Raw genomic sequence first — 18,437 nt, forward strand, 5'->3', positions numbered from 1 at the left:
CAGCGTCCTTAGTAAACAGCGCTTCTGATTTCGCCAGCCCTTCCTTGATTAATATCACTGATTTTGACTTACCAACTGGATTTATAAGTGGGTAACTTATTGATAGCAATTTCCATAATGCGTAAAGACTTTTTTAAATCCAACATTCTTTTTTTAACCATTGCACAAATTGAATTGAGTTATCGTGGTTTTTATCCGCTTGATGAATAACATAACTGTATCCGCTGTCGACAAAGCCAAAAGGTGCTATTAAGCGTTTTGCCTTGAGGTCATCAATCACCAAATGCCGTGGTGTTATGCAAAAACCTAACCCTCCTAGCGCAGCCTCTAACACAAAATACAGATGATCAAACTTCCGTTTACTCATAGGTACAATGTTGTTGTTCATAATGCCACACCAAGCATCCCATGCCTCTAGTCGTGTACGCGCTAATAGAATATCAATTGCCGTTAGATCTTCTACTTTGTTAATCGAATGACTGGCAAGAACATCCTCTGTCATGACAGGGCCTATTTGTTCATGGAATAAAATATCGTCATCCAAATTTTTGCCTTCCTGCACTTTCATTACCCCAATCACTACATCATAACCATCACGACCGTAATCCACCGATGTGGTGCTAAGTTGAATATCAATATCAGGGTACAGCAAATTAAATCGGTACATTCGTGGTATCAAACAACGTATTGCGAAGGTGTTTAAACAAGAGACGGTGACTGTTTTTTTATTCGCCAATCGAATGGTATTCAGACCCAATAACATTTGTGACATTGCACTGCTCACAATAGGCAGTAACAATAAACCTTGCTCGGTTAATCTAGGCTTATTTTTTGGACCAGAAAATAACGCCACGCCTAATAAGGTTTCTAATTGCCGAACCTGGCGGCTTACCGCACCGGGCGTCACACACAACTCATCACTTGCCGCCGTCATGGTACCAAGACGGCCTGCTGATTCAAAAGCTCGTAATGCAACTAAGGGTAAATGTGTCAGTTTAATGTCTTTCATGTATTTGACTTTAACTCACATAAATACACCCTGTAAATCACTTTTAAGAGCCCCTTCTCAAACCTATATTAGTCGCATTATTCACCAGGAGTATTTTCAATGCCTATTATTCGTACCGCCGTACCAAAGCACACCACACAAGAAATAAAGTTAAACATAGTTCAAGGTATTCATAGTGCACTAGTCGAAGCGATTGGCATGCCAGAAGACGAGCTATTCAATCTTGTTTCAAGTTACGAAAGCGCAGATTTTTTCTATAGTCGCAGCTTCAACGGCATCACTCGATCAGATAATTTTATTTGCATAGAAATCACAATGAGACGAGGAAGAAGCGACGCCATGAAAAAAGCCCTCTATGCTGCCATTAGTCGTAACCTAAATGACAAAGCAGGCGTATCACCTAAAGATGTGTTTATATTTATCCATGAAAATGACTACTCAGATTGGTCAGTTGGCAATGGTGTTTTCGCTATGCAGATAGCACAACAGCGAGGTATTGACTAATAAGCGGTGCGCGTTAATGTGTCAGTTGCAGGTTGATTTTTGGCTAGTGTGATACTTAAGCAACTTGTTAGCTTTTTCTCGTTTATGAATCAAAAAGATCTGTAACAAGAACACCGTTAATCTTCATTCCGTCCAGCTTTGTGTCATTTCTCTCAGTGTTTGGCATGGACAGCATCATGGACACACCTTTGAAAGCCCGTATTTTCAAGGTTTTTAAAGTGGGTGGCCTGATAGATCTATTTCTTTATTCTGACCTATTCTAGGCCAAAAGCGGATATGGAAAACCCATATCCGCTTTCAAATCAGGTTTGCCTAAGCAAAATAGGCAGAGGTAAAGGTCGTTTGCAAAAGTGCTTTATGAACTAGCTATTCAGTGGTCCTGCAAATCTAACTTCAGGAAGTCCTGCGGAGAACATTTCCTCCGCTTTTATCAGCTCCCCATCACTGTCTGTCGGTTTTTCTAAGCCCACCCGAGCACTTGTGCAGTAAAGCGTTTCGTAACTGGGACCTGCTAACACTGGGCAAGTGGTTTGAACACTGGGAGACTGAATGACTCGGTCAACTTTTCCGGTATCAGTGTAACGCACCACTCGGCTACCGCCCCATTCGGCGTTCCATAGATAGCCTTGCGCATCAATACAGGAGCCATCTGGCGCACCGCCACCTTCGACTTCCACAAAAATGCGCTGATTATCGAGAGACGGATAGTCGCAGCAGAAAATCTTCCCCTGCATAGAATCGCTGTAGTACATAGTGAATAAATCCCAAGGCAGAACGCTCCAGCCGAGAAAGAAAACAGTGCCGCGGTAACGGAGTCTCCCCCCAACCCTTTTGCCAACTGGCTGTTCAGGGTTGTCTGCAACGTGATACCCAGACCGGCAGCAAAAGCCATTAAGTAATAGATCATACTCATCGCTATTCCCCTATTAGTTAGCCTGTTCAAACGGCAGAAAAACGTCAGCAAATAGATCAGGTTGATACCCAGACGCAGCAAACAAATGCGCACGGGATTCATCAATGGCAGCGCGAAGACGCTGACTGTCGACACCCAAAACTTGACCCTTCTGTTTGACGATGCGTCCAGCGATCATCACGGTATCAATGTTGCTACGTTCCGTTGCATGCACCACGGTGCCAAAGGCATTGCCGGACGGGTAAAGGTTGATGTCATTGGCGTTAATCAAGATCAAGTCTGCCTGTTTACCCGGTGTCAAACTGCCAATTTTGTCCTGCAATCCAGCACAATGCGCTCCATCGAGGGTGGCCGATTTAAGAAGCTGAGCGGCTGGAAGCGTTGTCTGCATATGATCATGATCAGAACCACAGCACTTCTGCTGATGCATGCCCATGACTCGTTGTAGATAAAATGCCACGCGCATTTCCATAAACATATCAGTACTGTAAGACGTTTCATTGTCGACACTTAGTCCTGGGCTAATGCCATGACGCTGCGCAGCCTGCATAGCAAACATACCGTCTTCGATGCCATAGTGCGCATCAGAGCGTGGGCAGACGTTTATTCGAACACCCGCTTCACGTAAGATTTTCCATCCTTCATCAGGCAACGACGTGCAGTGATTGAAAATATTATCTGGGCCAAGAAGGCCTTGCTGATGCAACGATTCAAGTTCATCCGCCATCAAAGAGCCAAAAAACTCAGTCACAATGGGTAACCCTAATCGACGAGCCTCGGCCCACAACTCTGGCTCCAACTGGGCCATGACCCCAAGAGAAACGAGGCTGTCAGGGTTATTCTTAAAATACTTTTCCTGCAAGCGTTGCCAGTTACCTGGCCAGTGCGCTTTATCCCATTCACCAGCAACGGGCGCACCCGAGGCATGTATAGCGCGAATGCCCGAATCAAGCAGGGCCTCAACGGCGGCATCGGAATGTTCCGCGGTGCGGCTGTTATGGGAATTATCAATGACGGTGGTGATACCCGCGTCAATGCAGCCCAGAGCCGTCAGCAAGTTGCCGATATAATTATCGGCAGGGCGATAGTATTTGGCGAACGAAAAATGCGTGGCGTTACTATAGTCGTCCAGACAGGTGGCATTAGGGTTGATGCGCCGTAGTTGCCCTTCCCATGAGTGACGATGAGAGTCCACCATCCCCGGCATGGCAATCATGCCTGCCGCATCGATAATGACGGCGTCACTGGCCTCAAGATTTTCACCTATGGCCATGATGGTGCTGCCTTCAATAAGAATATCGGCGCTGACTAAATTACCTACTTCACTGTCCATACTGAGAACCGTCGCGCCTTGGATAAGCGTCCGAGTGGCTAGTGATTCAGTGGTTTGTACTATATTTCGAGTGTAATAAGTCATCTTTCATTCACCTTTTTGAAATTTCGTGAAGCAAGGGTAAGCAAAGTGACTATTCGGAAAAAGACAGTTAAACTGTTTTTATTATTCAATAATCACGAACAATAGCGCCCTTGGTTGTGGCTCATGGAAAAAGCATATGGATCGTATTCAGGCAATGCAGATTTTTGTGCGTGTGGCGGAGGCTGGAAGTTTTATTTATGCTGCTGAAACGCTGTCCTTACCAGCCTCAACAGTGAGTAGTACGGTTAAAAGCCTTGAAAAGTATTTGCAGGTGCGCCTGCTGAACAGAACAACGCGGCGTGTCAGCTTGACCACAGAGGGCGCACAGTATTTGGCTCAGTGTTTAGAAATACTTAAATTAATTGAGCATACCGAGTCTAGTCTGACCGATTCCGTTAAACGACCACAAGGACGCTTACGTGTTGATATGCCTGGCGGTATCGCCCATTTTGTCATCATGCCAAATCTGCAAGACTTTTACAGACGCTATCCGGATATCTATCTAATGATAGGCGTTAATGACCGACAGGTAGATCTTGTTCAGGAAGGCGTAGATTGTGTCATTCGAACTGGTGAGCTTAATGACTCAACCCTCGTTGCACGACCGCTTGGTCGATTTCGCTGGGTGACATGCGCTTCTCCGGCTTATCTAAAAGAGAACGGGATTCCGCAGACGCCAGAAGATTTATCTCACCATCGAGCCGTCCATTATTTTTCAGGGCATGCGAAGCGAGCAAATGAAATGAGCTTTGTCAGCGGCTCTGAAAAAATGTCAATCCCAGTTAGCGGGACAGTGGCCACCAATGAGACAGGGCTCTACATAAAAATGTGTCTTGAAGGATTAGGGTTGGTGCAGCTTGCAGAGAGAGTGGTATCAGAACATCTAGAAGAAGGCCGACTCGTTGAAGTGTTGGCGGACTGGCAACCTGCGTCCGTACCAGTCACTTTGCTCTATCCGCATCAACGTTTTCTATCGCCAGCCGTGCGTGCCTTTGCCGACTGGGCAACCGAGCTTATCAGAAACGATAATTCGTCCACCTGATCGACAAGAGCAAATACCACCTTTTCTGTACTAAGATGACGGTGTCATATTTATCTGTGTAACCGTAATTTCGCTAATACGGGAGAGAGTTATCTCCCGTATCTGATAAATACGGGGTTAACGCATCGATTGAGCCGGTTCAAGATGGACGTTTCGCCCAGCCATCATGCCAGTACACGCACCAGCAACAGCGATAGCTGCCGTAATTAACAGCGGTGCAGTCCAGCCGCCTGTCCAGTCGTGCACTTGACCTAGCAATAAGGGGCCTGCTGCTGCCATGAGATACCCTACACACTGTGCCATTCCTGATAGAGCAGCCGCGTCGCCAGCATTCTGCGTACGCAGTACAACGAAAGTCAGACCTAGCATCATGCAGGCACCAGAGCCAAAGCCCAGAAGCGCAGCCCACAAGATGGCAAACTCTGGCGCATAAATAAGCCCGATAAACGATAAAGCTACCAACAGGCTGGTCGTTACGGCCGCAAGTTTCTGATCTTTCAGACGGCGCAGCGTGGCTGCCAGTATTAACCCCGGAATGGCCGTGGCCAGTTGCAGCGTTCCATGCACGGACCCAGCTTCAGTGGCGGATATACCTTGGTCGATTAGAATAGTCGGCAACCAGCCTACGGCAACATAAAAAGGCATCGCATTGAAACCCATAAACAGTGTGACCTGCCACGCTAGAGGCGATTTCCAGACTGCTACTGTCGCTGATTTTTTCGGATTGGACAGGCTCACTGGCTCATGCTTTTTAAGCTGCGACAACCATACGATAAGCGCAAACAGCGGGGCTGCAATTAATAAAGCCAGCGCAATACTCCAGCCCCAAACCTGTGTTAAAGGAATCATGATGGCAGACCCTATCGCACCCGCCGCCCCCATCGTAATGGAATACGCCCCTGTCATGGAGGCAACGTTGGCTGAGAGGTCGCGCTTAACTAGACTAGGCAACAGCACATTACCCAAAGCGATCCCTGTACCGATCAGTGTTGTACCGAGATACAAGGCCCACACACTTCCGGTAGAACGCAGCAAGATGCCTAAAGAAATGATTGTCAATGCAGCAAAAAGTGTACGTTCTAGTCCGAACTTTCGGGCAACAGGAGCACTCAATGGTGAGAATGCGGCAAATGCCAGCAATGGCAATGAAGTAAGCAGACCTACGGCCGAGGAGCTTAAACCGAAATCACTTTGGATAAGCGGCAGAACGGGCGCTATACTGGTAAAAGGAAGCCGCAGGTTGACCGCAATAAAAAGAATTCCCGCCACAAGTGCAATGGTATTCCACTTGTTTTTAATGTCCAACATAGTCTCTAACCTTCTTTACTTTAGAAAAAAAAGCACTATAAAGTATCGAAAGTACGTATAATATAGACAATATGACAGATGATATCTAAATTATACCAGCTTTAAGAAAAACAGTTTCCTCACCGGAAGATTTCAATTCCGATGAATTTTTGCAGGCTGCCATCGCTTTGCAGGTCGAACCTGAACTGAATCATTCAGATATTAGACCGCATCACCACCGCAAAGGTCAGTTGATATTGTCTTTACATGGTGCGGTGAGCTGTGAAGTACAAGATGCACTGTGGCTTGTGCCTCCTCAGCACGCGGTCTGGATCCCAAGCGGCACCCCTCACAGCTGCCGAATAACTCAAAACGCCAGCACCTGCTTTTTGTTTATTGAGCCTAGTGCGGCAGTGATGCCCGACGCATGCTGTACCCTTGCCATAACGCCTCTTGTACGAGAGTTGATTTTGCATCTTGCCGAACAAGAGCCCACTTATCCTTCAGAAGGTAAAACAGCCCGTCTTGTTGCGGTGCTTCTTGAGCAGCTTTCGGATGCGCCACTAAAAGAGCTACATCTACCCATATCAGACCACCCCAAAATTAGACACATTGCCGATGCACTGTTTGCTGATCCGAGCGACCGTAACACTTTGCGTCAGTGGGCGGCCCGACTTGCTACCAGTGAACGATCGCTAGCCAGACTCGTAGAAAACGCGACCGGATTGAGCTTCGGACGCTGGCGTCAGCAGCTGCATTTGATGGTTGCACTGAGTCAATTGGCAGAGGGGAAATCAGTACAAAGTGTCGCTGGCACTCTGGGCTATGATTCTGTAAATGCCTTCATCACTATGTTCAAAAAAGCACTGGGTAAATCGCCTACCCAATATTTTTCATCTCTGCGGTAAAGCATCGTATAAATGAGTTGATACCTTGAGATCAAAGTAGAGCAGTCATTGAGACTGTCTATCCCAAAATGAACGGACTAATGATAGAAAACCACATCGACTAGCAACGACCTTTCGTATTCGATACTTTCAAAGGACAAATACCTTTGAAAGTCCGTGTTACAAGGTTTTTAAAGTGTGTGGCCTGATAGATCAGGCCTGAGCGTATTTCTTGTTACTAGCCCTTGTTAACACTACCTTTATTTGACCTTTCATTTCTCTTCTGCTTCTTACGATTATTTTTCTCAGTAACAATTTTGATGGCTTCATCTTTGGTTAAATTAGGATGCTTAGCGATCAGTTCTTCCACTTTGGTATCAAATGCGGTCATTTATAAATCTCATGTAGTAAAGTACGAATAAGGCCCGCATTTTAGCTCAGGAAGTGCATAGAAGATAACATTTCTTAGCAGTGACTGATGTGTGTTTTTAGAATCTAGGGAAATAATAAGCCGTGTATACCGCCCGAGATTGCCGCTTGGTCATGAAAACATTAGGCTTAGGCAAGATAACCCGTCTTTTATGTATCAAGGTAAAAAATGAATATTGTCTTTCTTGGAACGTCGGCAGGCGTTCCCACCAAAACACGCAATGTAACAGGAATCGCGGTGCGCGAAGAAAGAGGCAACGGCTGGTACCTTGTCGACTGTGGTGAAGGAACGCAACATCAGATACTTCATACCAATTTATCGATCAATGCCTTACAAGCCATCTTCATCACTCACATTCATGGCGATCACTGTTATGGCTTGCCAGGCATATTGGCAAGTGCCGCCATGAATGGCCGCAAGGCGCCATTGAAAATTATCGCACCAAGTGGTGTGAAAGAATGGGTGGAAGCGACTCAGCAACATACGCAATTATATCTACCCTATGACATTGAGTTTGTCTGTACTGATGATCTGCCATCTGTCGAGTTCAGAAAGGTTCGTGTGGAAACGGTCGCCCTATCTCACAGAGCCCCTTCTTATGCCTATTGTTTTACCGAAAAAGACATCAACCCGCGTTTGGATGTGGAGAAACTGGAACGGCATAACATCCCCAGAGGACCACATTGGGGGCAGTTACAAAAGGGGCAAGATGTTGAACTAAACGGCCAGCTAATCCATTGTGAAGACTACTTGCTATACGATATAAACCCGCAAAAAATCATTGTTGCAGGCGACAATGACCAGCCAGAACTCTTGTCTCAAATAAGCCATGGCGCCAGCGTACTGATTCATGAAGCCACCTACACCAAAGACCTCGTTGCAAAAACGGGAAACAGCTACGGCCACAGTGACGCCGAGCTTGTGGCGACCTTTGCCGAGCAAGCTAACATCCCCAACTTAGTATTAACGCACTTTAGCCCTCGCTACCAAGCCAACCCGAACCTATCCCCTTCCATCGCCGACATTTATCAAGAAGCCAAAGCCCATTATTCGGGCAACCTGTTCCTCGCCAACGACCTTGACGAATATCAGCTAAGCAAAAGCAATGAATTAAAAAAGCTTTAAAGAGGATTTACAGACTTGGGGTTTAAATCCCCAAACGAAAAGCATCAACCGCGGGATTTAGAACCAGATGAAAAGCGCTATTTTTCATCTGAGCCTAATATCCATGTAAAAGCGGGTTTTCCGCACTTAGCAACAATATGGTCAAGACAAGGTTTTTTAAAACCGAGTGGGTGTTTGAGACGGCTAAGTACGGATCTCATTAGGGCCAGAAGCAGACTAAAAAATGTTTCATAAATAGGCCGGATATATGTCAGTACGACCCTTTATCCATGAAAATTGACTAGGAAAGAACAAGATCGGTTAATAAGAAAGTAAAAAATCACCCTAAAAAGAGTGATTCGGCTAAGTGCTACCTTGACGACACCGGAGCGTCCATATATGTCTTGTTAGTCCCCTTTATGCCTTTTTATCTCGAAATTATTATCTGTGTGTCTTTGCTTATTGGCGGCATTTTTCTATTGATCTGCTCTTATGGTCTTGCTCGTTTGCCTGACATTTATATGCGCTTGCACAGCCCGACGAAAGCCTCAACATTGGGCATCACTGGCGTATTGGTAGCATCGATGATCTTTCAAAGCCACTTAAAAGCACCAAGCCGTTAGAAAAAACGCAGAACCAAGAGCTTATGGAAACGATCCGTAATAGAGAAACGCCTAACCAAACACAGGATCGGCAATAAGCAACTTGGCAATATCAGCACTTACCATAGGTCTATGGAAATAGTAGCCTTGGAATATCTCACAACCTAGCGACTTCAACATATCCGCCTGCGGAGCGGTTTCTACACCCTCCGCAACAATCACCAGCTCTAAACTTCGCGCCAAGTGAATAATGGTTTCACAGATTTTAGCGTCTTCAATATGACGATCACATTCTTCAACAAATGATTGATCAATTTTCAAGATATCCAATGGTAGCCGTTTTAAATAGCTTAGCGACGAATAACCCGTTCCAAAATCATCTACTGAGATTCTAATATCTAACTCTTTCAACTCTGCCATCACCTCAATACAACGCTGAATATCTTGGAGCAAAACCCCTTCGGTAATTTCAATTTCTAGCAAGCAACCGTCAATACCATAAGCAATTAGTTTCTGCGAGATGTAAGGTACCAGAGAGTCGGACACCAAATGTCGTCCAGAAAGATTCACAGCGATAGGAACTATACGCAAACCTTGATCACGCCACGCTTTTAGCTGTTGCAAGGCCTGATCGATAACCCACTCGTCAATTTTAATGATTAGGTTAGATTCTTCCGCAATAGAAATAAAATCAGCAGGAGAAATAAGCCCTTTGACAGGGTGATTCCAACGGATCAGTGCTTCCAAACCAAGAATGTCATTTTTTTCCATCAAAACTTTGGGTTGAAAGACCAAAGAGAATTGCCCTAATGCAAGCGCCTCATTAATTTCTTTCTCAAAACCAAATTTCTTGGCGACGATATTGGACATTTCAGGGGTGAAAAACTGTGCATTGTCACGGCCTTTTTCTTTTGCCCAATACATAGCAATATCAGCTTGTTGAATCAATTTATCAGCATCTAAACTTTGCTCGTCCTCACCAGTATGAGCAACCCCAATACTGGTTGGTATAGTGAAATACTGTTCATTTAAATGAACAGGGGTTCGCATGGCTTCTAAAATCTGCTGTGCTCTTATAGCTAAGCGACTTTCGGTGACACCTTCTGTCATCATGAAGACGAATTCATCACCACCCCAGCGAGCAATAACATCAAACTCATCTGACACACCAATTAATCGTCTCGCGACTTCACATAGCAACTCGTCACCGGCCTTATGACCTAACGTGTCATTGATAATCTTGAAATTATCCAAATCCAAAAACAGCAATCCAACCGACGTCTTCTGTTTGGTGGCAAAGAGCAAAGCACTCACCAGTGAATCCATTAAATAGGTACGATTGTACAAGCTGGTCAATGGATCGCTGTACGCTAAAAACTTCAATCGTTCCTGCAACTTCACATGGCGAGTCATATCTCTAATATGAAGTGTGAACTCACTTTCTTGTGAAGAGTCAGCATTGGCCTTAGTAATCGCAATTTCAGCAGGAAAATCATTGTTAGGGCTACGCTGTAAACGAAACGGATTACGCCGATTCAATATCAAGCCATTTGATGTCGAGAAACCCGAGTTCAAACTTTCAAAAATCTTTTTTCTATCTTCTTCGCGAATAAAAAGACCAATAAAGCTTTTACCTTCAACTTGTTTTTTCAGACACCCAAAGGTTCGTTCTGCTGCAGGGTTAAATTCCATTACAGAACCAAAGCGGTTAATGGTCACAATACAATCCATTGATGAATTCAATATCGCTGACTTACGCATTTCACTCTCTTGAAAACGCATCAGAGCGTCATCTCGCTGCGCAATTTCAGTACTCACTCGATCAATCACTTGATTATATTTTCGAGCAATCTGCCCCACTTCTGTAAAAGGCTCCTCAGGAACAGGTTTTGAAAAATCAGCATTATTTTGTTGGTATTGCATGGAGGTTAACAAATCAAATAATTCTGTTGTCGCTCTATGCTCTGCTACATTTAAACCTTGCTCCTCTTGCTCTTTACTCGCTCGAAGCGGCATAAAACGATTCAGTAGCCACATGCAGGTATAACCCACCACAAAACAATAGAAGCCAATAACGACAATGCCTAATGCTTGTACCCCAAGCTGTTCTAAAACCCCTAGTCCATTATCAATTCTATCTGTTTGACCAAACAGAGCGACACTTAAAGTACCCCACACCCCAGCAAACAAATGGGCAGGAACAACATCAAGCGCATCATCTAAACGCCAGCGTTCCATCAATAAACTGCCGTAATACACCACGACACCAGAAACAGCGCCAATAATCACAGACGCCCCGGGTGACACCACATGACAAGAAGCCGTAATACCCACCAAACCAGCAATCGTGCCGTTCAGTACGAATCCTACTTCTATATAACCATCACGGAAATAATTAATGCCTGCAGCAATGAGTGCGCCCCAAGCCGCAGAAATAAAGGTATTTAGAATGATCATTGGCACATCATCATTAAGTGCCAATGTACTACCGCCATTGAAACCAATCCAACCAAACCAAATGAGTAACGTGCCTAGAGCAGACAAGGGAAGGTTATTACCTGGTGGTAACCGAATTCCTTCTTCAAAACGCCCAAGGCGAGGTCCAATAATGATAATGGCAGCCAATGCCACCCAACCACCGACGGAATGCACCACGGTAGAACCTGCAAAGTCAATAAAACCCAGCGCCTCAAGCCAACCCTGAGGCCCTTCTGAAGGGTAAACACCAGACCAAGCCCAATGCCCAACAATTGGATAAATAATCGCACTTAACACAACAGTAATCGCCAAATAGCCGATAAATGTCATGCGCTCGGCAACCGCACCAGAAGTTAACGTTGCGGCTGTTCCACAAAACATCATCTGAAAAATAAAGAAGCTAACTTCCCATGGCGTATGTTGATCATCAAAAAAGAAATCACTCACACCAAACAACCCTGATACAGAGTCACCAAACATGACGCCAAAGCCAAATAGCCAAAATAAGGTCGTTGATATAATAAAGTCAGAAATATTTTTTGCGGCAACGTTAATGCTGTTTTTACTGCGGATACGGCCACTTTCTAAGCACAAAAAGCCAGCCTGCATCATAAATACAAGCGCAGCGGAGACCAACAACCAATAATATTCTGCCATATACATCCCAAACAGTTAGACACCGCACCAAAAAAGCTCATGCTAAATAACGTGGGGCGAATAACGCACACCATACAAGGGCACAAGAACGAAAACGTAAAGACAAGCCGCAGCGATTAGCTTAGTCATTCAATAGTTAAGCCAACTATTGAAATTAGCCTGTTATAATTGACTTACCAAGGAGACTTACCAAGGAGACTTACCAAGGAGACTTACCAAGGAGACTTACCAAGACACCCATTTTAAGACTTGTTATAATTGACTTACCAAGACTTACTAAGACACCCATTTTAAAAACGCGACTTACAATGACTTTTTGACTTACCAAGACACCCATTTTAAAAACCGCCACATCATACCAAACGATCTTATCCAGCCAAGACTTCCAAGACTTACTATTTTAAAAACGCGACTTACAATGACTTTTTGACTTACCAAGACACCCATTTTGACTTACCAACGCGACTTACCAAGACACCCATTTTAAAAACCGCCACATCATACCAAACGATCTTATCCAGCCAAGACTTACTAAGACACCCATTTTAAAAACGCGACTTACAATGACTTTTTGACTTACCAAGACACCCATTTTAAAAACCGCCACATCATACCAAACGATCTTATCCAGAGATGATATTTATATGAAACTCACCTTTTATCGTTATGGTAAGGACTAATTAACGACTAAAAGACTGGTTATTGGATTGTTAGTCGAATGAATTTACTAATATATGATTAGTAAAGAAAGACGATGAATGGTGGATGGAATGAAGCTAGGCGAGTAGTCGGTTATGACTGGATCTTGGTTTTCTATTGAGTTTGTTTGAGTCACAGTAATAAGCAATGGATTGTTCAGCACCAACAACAGCACCCGTTCTTGCGCCAAATTCTGTCGCAATACACAGCCAATTTTCTGAGGATATGTTGAGTCGTTGAAGAATCGGTAATAATGATGCGTCTATCGCACCTCGTTTATCTTCTCGGATGATTCGGCCAGTCATATCAACCAACTCAAGGTAATCTGATAATTCAAAAGGTAGACCATCTGGCATGTTTTCTCTGGGGTTACCAACAAAAGGATAAAGCAACTTTGGTTGCTTTTGATGCCTTGCAGCGGTCACACGTTTTTTAACACTGGTGAATTCTGAGGTTTCTGGTGTCTGGCTTATTTTTGCTCTCAATGGATTAAGATCAACATAGGCCATACAAGCCACTAATGCCGATTCATCCAGCAGAGCTTGGGACTTAAATCGCCCTTCCCAGAACCGACCTGTACACTGGTCTTCCAAATTCGCTTGGCGAGCAATAGGTTCATTCAATTCTCTCATGAACCAACTAATGTCTGTAAGGCGATTTCTAAAGGTTTCGGCTGAGGATTCCACCAACGCCATAGCATAATCAGGCAATGGCTCACCTCGCACTAATTGCTGAGTAAACATGGTGCCTTTATGTAACTTATGCCACCTTTGTAGAACCTCTAATGTAGACCACTTCGCGGCTTTTTCTGCATTGATATGCAACACCACATGAAGATGGTTACTCATTACCGCATACGCACAAACATCGATAGCAAAGACACTGGCTAAAAATAACAAACGCTTTTCAACCCAGTCACGACGGTGCTCAAAGCTTTCACCGGAGACAGGATCTTGCCCACACAAAAACGCCCTACGAACACAGCGAGAGACACAGTGATAGTAAGGCGTATCTTGTAAACTAACTTGCTGACTTCTAGCTCTTGGCATGACGAAACCTCTCTTCCATAAGAAATATACTGGTTAAATATACAGAACAGAGAAAAATCGTCAAGTTTGTGTGGGTGTCTTGTTAGTCATTGGGAAGTGACTCAAAATCATGGAGTAACTCCAGATATTTATCATGAACATTCAGCATGTATGCCCTTTTGGATGAGTGGCTGCAACTTCGGTAACAAACATATATCTAATTTCACTCATGAAATGGCTCTATAGATGCCTTTCCAACTACCTTTCCAGAAAGCTCCCTAGTCGCTACGTCTTCAAAGATATTTACAATTTAGAGTCATAAATTGGTAGTTTCTTCCTGATAATTCACCTCAATGATGAAATTAGATTTTTAAAACTATTTATTGATATATTTTTAGCGCATGTTCCTTTTTGATTATTTGAAATCCATTCATTCTTTTTTGAAGCCCAGTAGTCTAAAAAAGACTTTTTTAGTTCCACATTATGAAACCTCAATACAATGACACAATCACTAATTATGACATACTCACTGTCTAGAATAACAGTTCTACCTATATTGCGCCCAACACGGTGAATTAAAATATCCCCTCTAAAAGCATATTTAAAATTAGTTTTTTTTTCACTATTAGAAAAGTAATATACATTTGATAAATCTTTGACATGAGCATAATTATGATGAAATGGCTCTCCTAACAACCGGCACTCTTTACTACTATTTATACCTCTAAAAATAGTATAACCTATATTATCAACTTTATTTTTTTTAATAAAAGTAGAAGAAAGTAAAATTTTATCCTTCTTAATATTACCAGATGAAAAAACAAAATAAGGAACACTATTATCAACGCTAACTGGCTCAATCTTTTTTATAAAAAGAACATATGTTTTCGCTTCTGTTTTTTTGAAACTTTTGTATTCACAATCAATTACTTTTGTCAAAGTAAACCTAGAAAAAAGAACCTCTCTAAATTTAGAAAGAGAATAAGATGAAAAAATAAAATCTGGAACTATAACTGCAAGAGTTGCACCTTCCTTCAAAAAAAATAAATTTCTTATGATGAATAAAACTTCCGCTCTAATCTTAGAACTTTTATTAAAAATAAAATTAAAATCTTGACCTAATATAGACTTATAATTGTCGCTAAGATCTATGTAAGTAAATGGTGGATTACATACAGCCAAGTCGAAATAGTTAGCTTCCAAATTCAAATTTATATCTAGAGCATCACTACACATATGAATGTCATCTGGATACTTTTCTATAAGTTTATCTGTATTATTTCCGTCTAGATCTACAGTAGTGAAACGAATATTATCATTGAGCGCCTTGATTGGATCGATAAGTGCACCTTTACCTGCACTTAGTTCAAGGCAGGAATGCACGTTTTCAACATCAAGCATTGATGCTAGCAAAAAACTAGTAGATTCAGATGTGTAGTATTGATTTAATTCAACCACTTTTCATGATAACCTTATGATATGAAATATCATTTTACAACATTAGTCCTTAATGTAAAGGGAATACACCTATGGCAGACCAGTTAGAAGTAGATTTATCTTTTTTCGATAATAGCGAGTATGAAGAAAGAGCTGATTACTTAACAAATGAGCAGTTACTTGACTGGACAGCCAACAGTTTGCATTTCCAGAACATTCAAAAAAAACTAATCCAAGTAGGTGCTAAGTTGATTACAGGACCTAGAGGTACGGGGAAAACGCACCAGATGCGTTGTGCCTATAATACTTGCCTAAATGACGATAGTCTACCACTTCCAATCTATGTCACATTTAATCATTACTTAAGGCTAGAAACATACCTACATAATAAATCTAATGCTCTAGATATTTTCCATGCGTGGGTTCTTTGTAAAATATCATTCGATGTTATAAACAGCTTTGATGTAAACTATAACAAAGAATGCCTTAGCAAAACAAAAATCTATAATTTTATTAAAGATATGGAAAGAAATATATATAATGACGATTATGATGAACTAATATCAACAATAAATATATCCTTAACTCAAGCTTTGATTCATAGAGCACTAGATACAAAAGGTAGGAAAAGAGCAATTTTATTATTAGATGATGCTGCATTAACTTTAACTCGAGACTATATGGTTGAATTTTTCGATATTTTTCGAAGCATCAAGTCAATAAAAATCTCACCTAAAGCTTCAGTCTACCCTGGAACAACACAGTATGGACCGAGATTTCATATCGGTCAGGATGCTGAACAGGTGTCAATATGGATGGATGTTCAGGATAAAGACTATATTCCATTTATGAATACAATCATTGATAAAAGATTTCGAGAACATGTTAAGATAGATGATCAAATTTTAAACTTACTAATGTATGCATCTTTTGGTATACCTAGAGCATATATTTCTTTAATAAGATCATATGTTGACTCTGACAAAAATAAAACACAGCAACAACGAATAAACCTAGTAATACAGTCTAGATGTGAAAATATCATTCAAGAATTTCTATCAATTGCCGAAAAAATCAAACAATATGGTAGCGTCATTAATATTGGAAACAAATTCTTATTTAGCCTGATAAACTCAATTAAAGAATTCAACTATGAAAACTCTGAAAAAAAAGGTGATACCTTTAAGAGAAATATCATAATTGGTATAGAAGATATTGATGAAAAAGCTGAAAGAATGATTAAATTCCTAGTTGAAGCTGGACTACTTTTTGAAATGTCAATGGTTTCACATGGCCAAGAGAGGAAGCTGAGACGTTTTGTTCCACATTTAGCACTTTTAATAAAAGAAAAGGCTTTAATTAAAAGCAGAGGATTTAATGTTTCACAGCTAGTATCTGTATTATCTGGTCCTTCTGAAAAACACCCAATAAGAAGAAAGTTTAACCGTGTTCTCCCAGATAAAGAAATTGCTAATATTAAAATAGACTTACCGGAATGCCCTAATTGTAGCACAGCCCGAATTGCAGATGGACAAAAATTCTGCCATATATGCGGTAGTGAATTGGTTGATGGGTCAATATTCAAAGAATGTATGAGCAAAAAGTTATCAGAGTTACCTTTTACTGACTTTCAGCATAAAGTTATTAGAATATCTAAATTCAAAACAATAGAAGATGTTCTTATGTCCGATGATACGATTATAGAGTTAAAGAAAGTAAAACAAGTTGGGCCAAAATACGCAGAAAAAATTATCAACAAAATTAACGCTTGGACAAATGAGTTTTTATACTAATGAAAAAAAAAGAATTTAAATTTGCATTATCAGGTGCGAGAAGCACTACTACAATACGTTCACAATCCCTATTTGATATATCTTATAAAGAGCCTAATAAGTCACCGATTGATATATATGAAAGTAATATGTTGTCATATAAAAAATTACTCGGCTGTTTCGTTTTAGAACCCAAGACAGGAAACTACACATCTTTAGCATCTCAGGGCAACGAGGAATGGGCTAAACTTTCAAACCTACTAATTCTTGGGTTTATATCATCGGTGGAGAGCTATGTTCGCTGTCTCCTGAGGAGACTACTACTTATTGATGGGGAGTCAAAGGGGAAAAGTTACTCAAAATCAGTAACATATGGAGCAGCTATTCATCACAATAAAAAATTGTTGCCTGAGGCATTGATGGAGGACTACTCTTTCCACTCAGCATACAATATTAAAGAAACGGTAAAGAGCTTTACTGGCGTAAATTTAAACAATCTCACAAAAAACCCCGAGCTTGCAACTGCATTTACTGATTTTGATTTTATTGGTCAATTAAGGCACTGTGTTGTACACCGTTCTGGACTTTTCGGTTCAAATAATGCCTTATCTTTGGGCTTAGAACAATATTATGAGTACCTAGAAAAACCTATTAAACTTGAACTAAGTGTAGTACAAGAAGCCGCAAAGGCATGTGATAACCTAGTAAAAGAGCTCAATGACACTCTGTTCAGTGAGTTTTTGAATCGGACTATAAACACATACGATTGGACAGGGGATTTTAGAAGTGATGCAAAATATTTTAATAAATATTTTAATGTATTTAGCCCATCAAATAAGAGTTTTTTAAAGCTAAAATGCTATCATGAATTCAGAGATTGTAATAAATTACGCTACAGAAGAAAATAATAAATTAAACCCATACTTTTAAATATCAACTTCTTATCACAGCTCCTAAAAAATAATATTTTTGAGAATTTAACGTTAGGTAAGAAGCTATCCATTCAGGTTTATAATAAAAACGTTTAGCTCTGATGCTATTCTACGAAAAACAACGCCAACTTGGTTCTAATCATTTATCGTTTCAACAAAACGATGTTAGCCCCAGAATTTTCTAAGTTACGGTCTTACCTATCTTGTCACCACTCTTTTTTACTAAGCAAAACTTGGTG

General features: G+C 41.6%; 15 protein-coding genes and 1 pseudogene. 7 read left to right on the plus strand and 9 right to left on the minus strand.

The window, feature by feature from the left end:
- Window positions 1-133: 133 nt before the first annotated feature.
- Window positions 134-1,009, minus strand: coding sequence for a LysR substrate-binding domain-containing protein (locus DK187_RS04450; protein WP_111606131.1), 876 nt, complete (start codon window positions 1,007-1,009; stop codon window positions 134-136).
- Window positions 1,010-1,108: 99 nt separating this feature from the next.
- Between DK187_RS04450 and DK187_RS04455 the strand changes: the two genes are divergently transcribed.
- Complete coding sequence (locus DK187_RS04455) at window positions 1,109-1,513, plus strand: tautomerase family protein (RefSeq protein WP_111606132.1); 405 nt, start codon at window positions 1,109-1,111, stop codon at window positions 1,511-1,513.
- A 362-nt stretch (window positions 1,514-1,875) separates the two neighbouring features.
- On the opposite strand, the gene DK187_RS21350 is transcribed toward DK187_RS04455, so the two are convergent.
- The 3 genes and pseudogenes from DK187_RS21350 to DK187_RS04470 all read right to left on the minus strand — a co-directional run bounded on the left by DK187_RS21350 (window position 1,876) and on the right by DK187_RS04470 (window position 3,843).
- Complete coding sequence (locus tag DK187_RS21350; protein ID WP_111606133.1) at window positions 1,876-2,265, minus strand: SMP-30/gluconolactonase/LRE family protein; 390 nt, start codon at window positions 2,263-2,265, stop codon at window positions 1,876-1,878.
- A 41-nt stretch (window positions 2,266-2,306) separates the two neighbouring features.
- Window positions 2,307-2,528: pseudogene (locus DK187_RS21540) on the minus strand (hypothetical protein); the annotation flags it as partial.
- Window positions 2,440-3,843, minus strand: coding sequence for an amidohydrolase family protein (locus tag DK187_RS04470; RefSeq protein ID WP_111606134.1), 1,404 nt, complete (start codon window positions 3,841-3,843; stop codon window positions 2,440-2,442). The pseudogene DK187_RS21540 and the gene DK187_RS04470, both read right to left, overlap by 89 nt.
- Window positions 3,844-3,979: 136 nt before the next feature.
- Between DK187_RS04470 and DK187_RS04475 the strand changes: the two genes are divergently transcribed.
- The gene (locus tag DK187_RS04475) at window positions 3,980-4,885 is read left to right on the plus strand and encodes a LysR family transcriptional regulator (protein ID WP_111606135.1); all 906 of its coding nucleotides are present in this window, start codon (window positions 3,980-3,982) and stop codon (window positions 4,883-4,885) included.
- A 117-nt stretch (window positions 4,886-5,002) separates the two neighbouring features.
- On the opposite strand, the gene DK187_RS04480 is transcribed toward DK187_RS04475, so the two are convergent.
- A complete protein-coding gene (locus DK187_RS04480) occupies window positions 5,003-6,154 on the minus strand; it encodes an MFS transporter (RefSeq protein WP_223232352.1) in 1,152 nt (383 codons plus the stop codon).
- A gap of 206 nt (window positions 6,155-6,360) precedes the next feature.
- Between DK187_RS04480 and DK187_RS04485 the strand changes: the two genes are divergently transcribed.
- The gene (locus DK187_RS04485; protein ID WP_204355578.1) at window positions 6,361-7,080 is read left to right on the plus strand and encodes an AraC family transcriptional regulator; all 720 of its coding nucleotides are present in this window, start codon (window positions 6,361-6,363) and stop codon (window positions 7,078-7,080) included.
- A 217-nt stretch (window positions 7,081-7,297) separates the two neighbouring features.
- On the opposite strand, the gene DK187_RS21200 is transcribed toward DK187_RS04485, so the two are convergent.
- Window positions 7,298-7,450 (minus strand): hypothetical protein, encoded by a 153-nt coding sequence (locus DK187_RS21200; protein WP_188322975.1) that lies wholly within the window; start codon window positions 7,448-7,450, stop codon window positions 7,298-7,300.
- 207 nt (window positions 7,451-7,657) lie between these two features.
- Between DK187_RS21200 and DK187_RS04490 the strand changes: the two genes are divergently transcribed.
- Together DK187_RS04490 and DK187_RS04495 are read left to right on the plus strand one after the other, a co-directional pair.
- On the plus strand, window positions 7,658-8,614 hold the full coding sequence (locus DK187_RS04490) for a ribonuclease Z (RefSeq protein ID WP_111606138.1): 957 nt from the start codon (window positions 7,658-7,660) through the stop codon (window positions 8,612-8,614).
- A gap of 398 nt (window positions 8,615-9,012) precedes the next feature.
- Window positions 9,013-9,216 (plus strand): cation:proton antiporter, encoded by a 204-nt coding sequence (locus DK187_RS04495; protein WP_223232350.1) that lies wholly within the window; start codon window positions 9,013-9,015, stop codon window positions 9,214-9,216.
- A gap of 51 nt (window positions 9,217-9,267) precedes the next feature.
- Here the strand turns inward: DK187_RS04495 and amt are convergent, their stop codons facing one another.
- From amt to DK187_RS04510, 3 genes are all read right to left on the minus strand, one after another.
- Window positions 9,268-12,330: an ammonium transporter gene (gene amt, locus DK187_RS04500; RefSeq protein ID WP_111606139.1), complete on the minus strand. Its 3,063-nt coding sequence runs from the start codon at window positions 12,328-12,330 to the stop codon at window positions 9,268-9,270.
- Window positions 12,331-13,106: 776 nt separating this feature from the next.
- Window positions 13,107-14,078, minus strand: coding sequence for a transposase (locus DK187_RS04505; RefSeq protein WP_111606140.1), 972 nt, complete (start codon window positions 14,076-14,078; stop codon window positions 13,107-13,109).
- 324 nt (window positions 14,079-14,402) lie between these two features.
- Window positions 14,403-15,515: an N-6 DNA methylase gene (locus DK187_RS04510; RefSeq protein ID WP_111606141.1), complete on the minus strand. Its 1,113-nt coding sequence runs from the start codon at window positions 15,513-15,515 to the stop codon at window positions 14,403-14,405.
- A 71-nt stretch (window positions 15,516-15,586) separates the two neighbouring features.
- Between DK187_RS04510 and DK187_RS04515 the strand changes: the two genes are divergently transcribed.
- A complete protein-coding gene (locus DK187_RS04515; RefSeq protein WP_111606142.1) occupies window positions 15,587-17,287 on the plus strand; it encodes a zinc ribbon domain-containing protein in 1,701 nt (566 codons plus the stop codon).
- Window positions 17,287-18,174, plus strand: coding sequence for a hypothetical protein (locus tag DK187_RS04520; protein ID WP_111606143.1), 888 nt, complete (start codon window positions 17,287-17,289; stop codon window positions 18,172-18,174). Before DK187_RS04515 ends, DK187_RS04520 begins: the two co-directional genes overlap by 1 nt.
- The last annotated feature ends 263 nt before the right edge of the window (window positions 18,175-18,437 follow it).

This window comes from Marinomonas arctica (assembly GCF_003259225.1).
Taxonomy (GTDB): Bacteria; Pseudomonadota; Gammaproteobacteria; order Pseudomonadales; family Marinomonadaceae; genus Marinomonas; species Marinomonas arctica.

What these genes read in the sequence shown, in the direction of transcription:
- amt (WP_111606139.1), bottom strand. Translation starts at nt 12,330, where the DNA reads ATGGCAGAATATTATTGGTTGTTGGTCTCCGCTGCGCTTGTATTTATG.
- DK187_RS04520 (WP_111606143.1), top strand. Translation starts at nt 17,287, where the DNA reads ATGAAAAAAAAAGAATTTAAATTTGCATTATCAGGTGCGAGAAGCACT.
- DK187_RS21350 (WP_111606133.1), bottom strand. Translation starts at nt 2,265, where the DNA reads ATGTACTACAGCGATTCTATGCAGGGGAAGATTTTCTGCTGCGACTAT.
- DK187_RS04515 (WP_111606142.1), top strand. Translation starts at nt 15,587, where the DNA reads ATGGCAGACCAGTTAGAAGTAGATTTATCTTTTTTCGATAATAGCGAG.
- DK187_RS04470 (WP_111606134.1), bottom strand. Translation starts at nt 3,843, where the DNA reads ATGACTTATTACACTCGAAATATAGTACAAACCACTGAATCACTAGCC.
- DK187_RS21200 (WP_188322975.1), bottom strand. Translation starts at nt 7,450, where the DNA reads ATGACCGCATTTGATACCAAAGTGGAAGAACTGATCGCTAAGCATCCT.
- DK187_RS04495 (WP_223232350.1), top strand. Translation starts at nt 9,013, where the DNA reads ATGCCTTTTTATCTCGAAATTATTATCTGTGTGTCTTTGCTTATTGGC.
- DK187_RS04505 (WP_111606140.1), bottom strand. Translation starts at nt 14,078, where the DNA reads ATGCCAAGAGCTAGAAGTCAGCAAGTTAGTTTACAAGATACGCCTTAC.
- DK187_RS04490 (WP_111606138.1), top strand. Translation starts at nt 7,658, where the DNA reads ATGAATATTGTCTTTCTTGGAACGTCGGCAGGCGTTCCCACCAAAACA.
- DK187_RS04475 (WP_111606135.1), top strand. Translation starts at nt 3,980, where the DNA reads ATGGATCGTATTCAGGCAATGCAGATTTTTGTGCGTGTGGCGGAGGCT.
- DK187_RS04450 (WP_111606131.1), bottom strand. Translation starts at nt 1,009, where the DNA reads ATGAAAGACATTAAACTGACACATTTACCCTTAGTTGCATTACGAGCT.
- DK187_RS04455 (WP_111606132.1), top strand. Translation starts at nt 1,109, where the DNA reads ATGCCTATTATTCGTACCGCCGTACCAAAGCACACCACACAAGAAATA.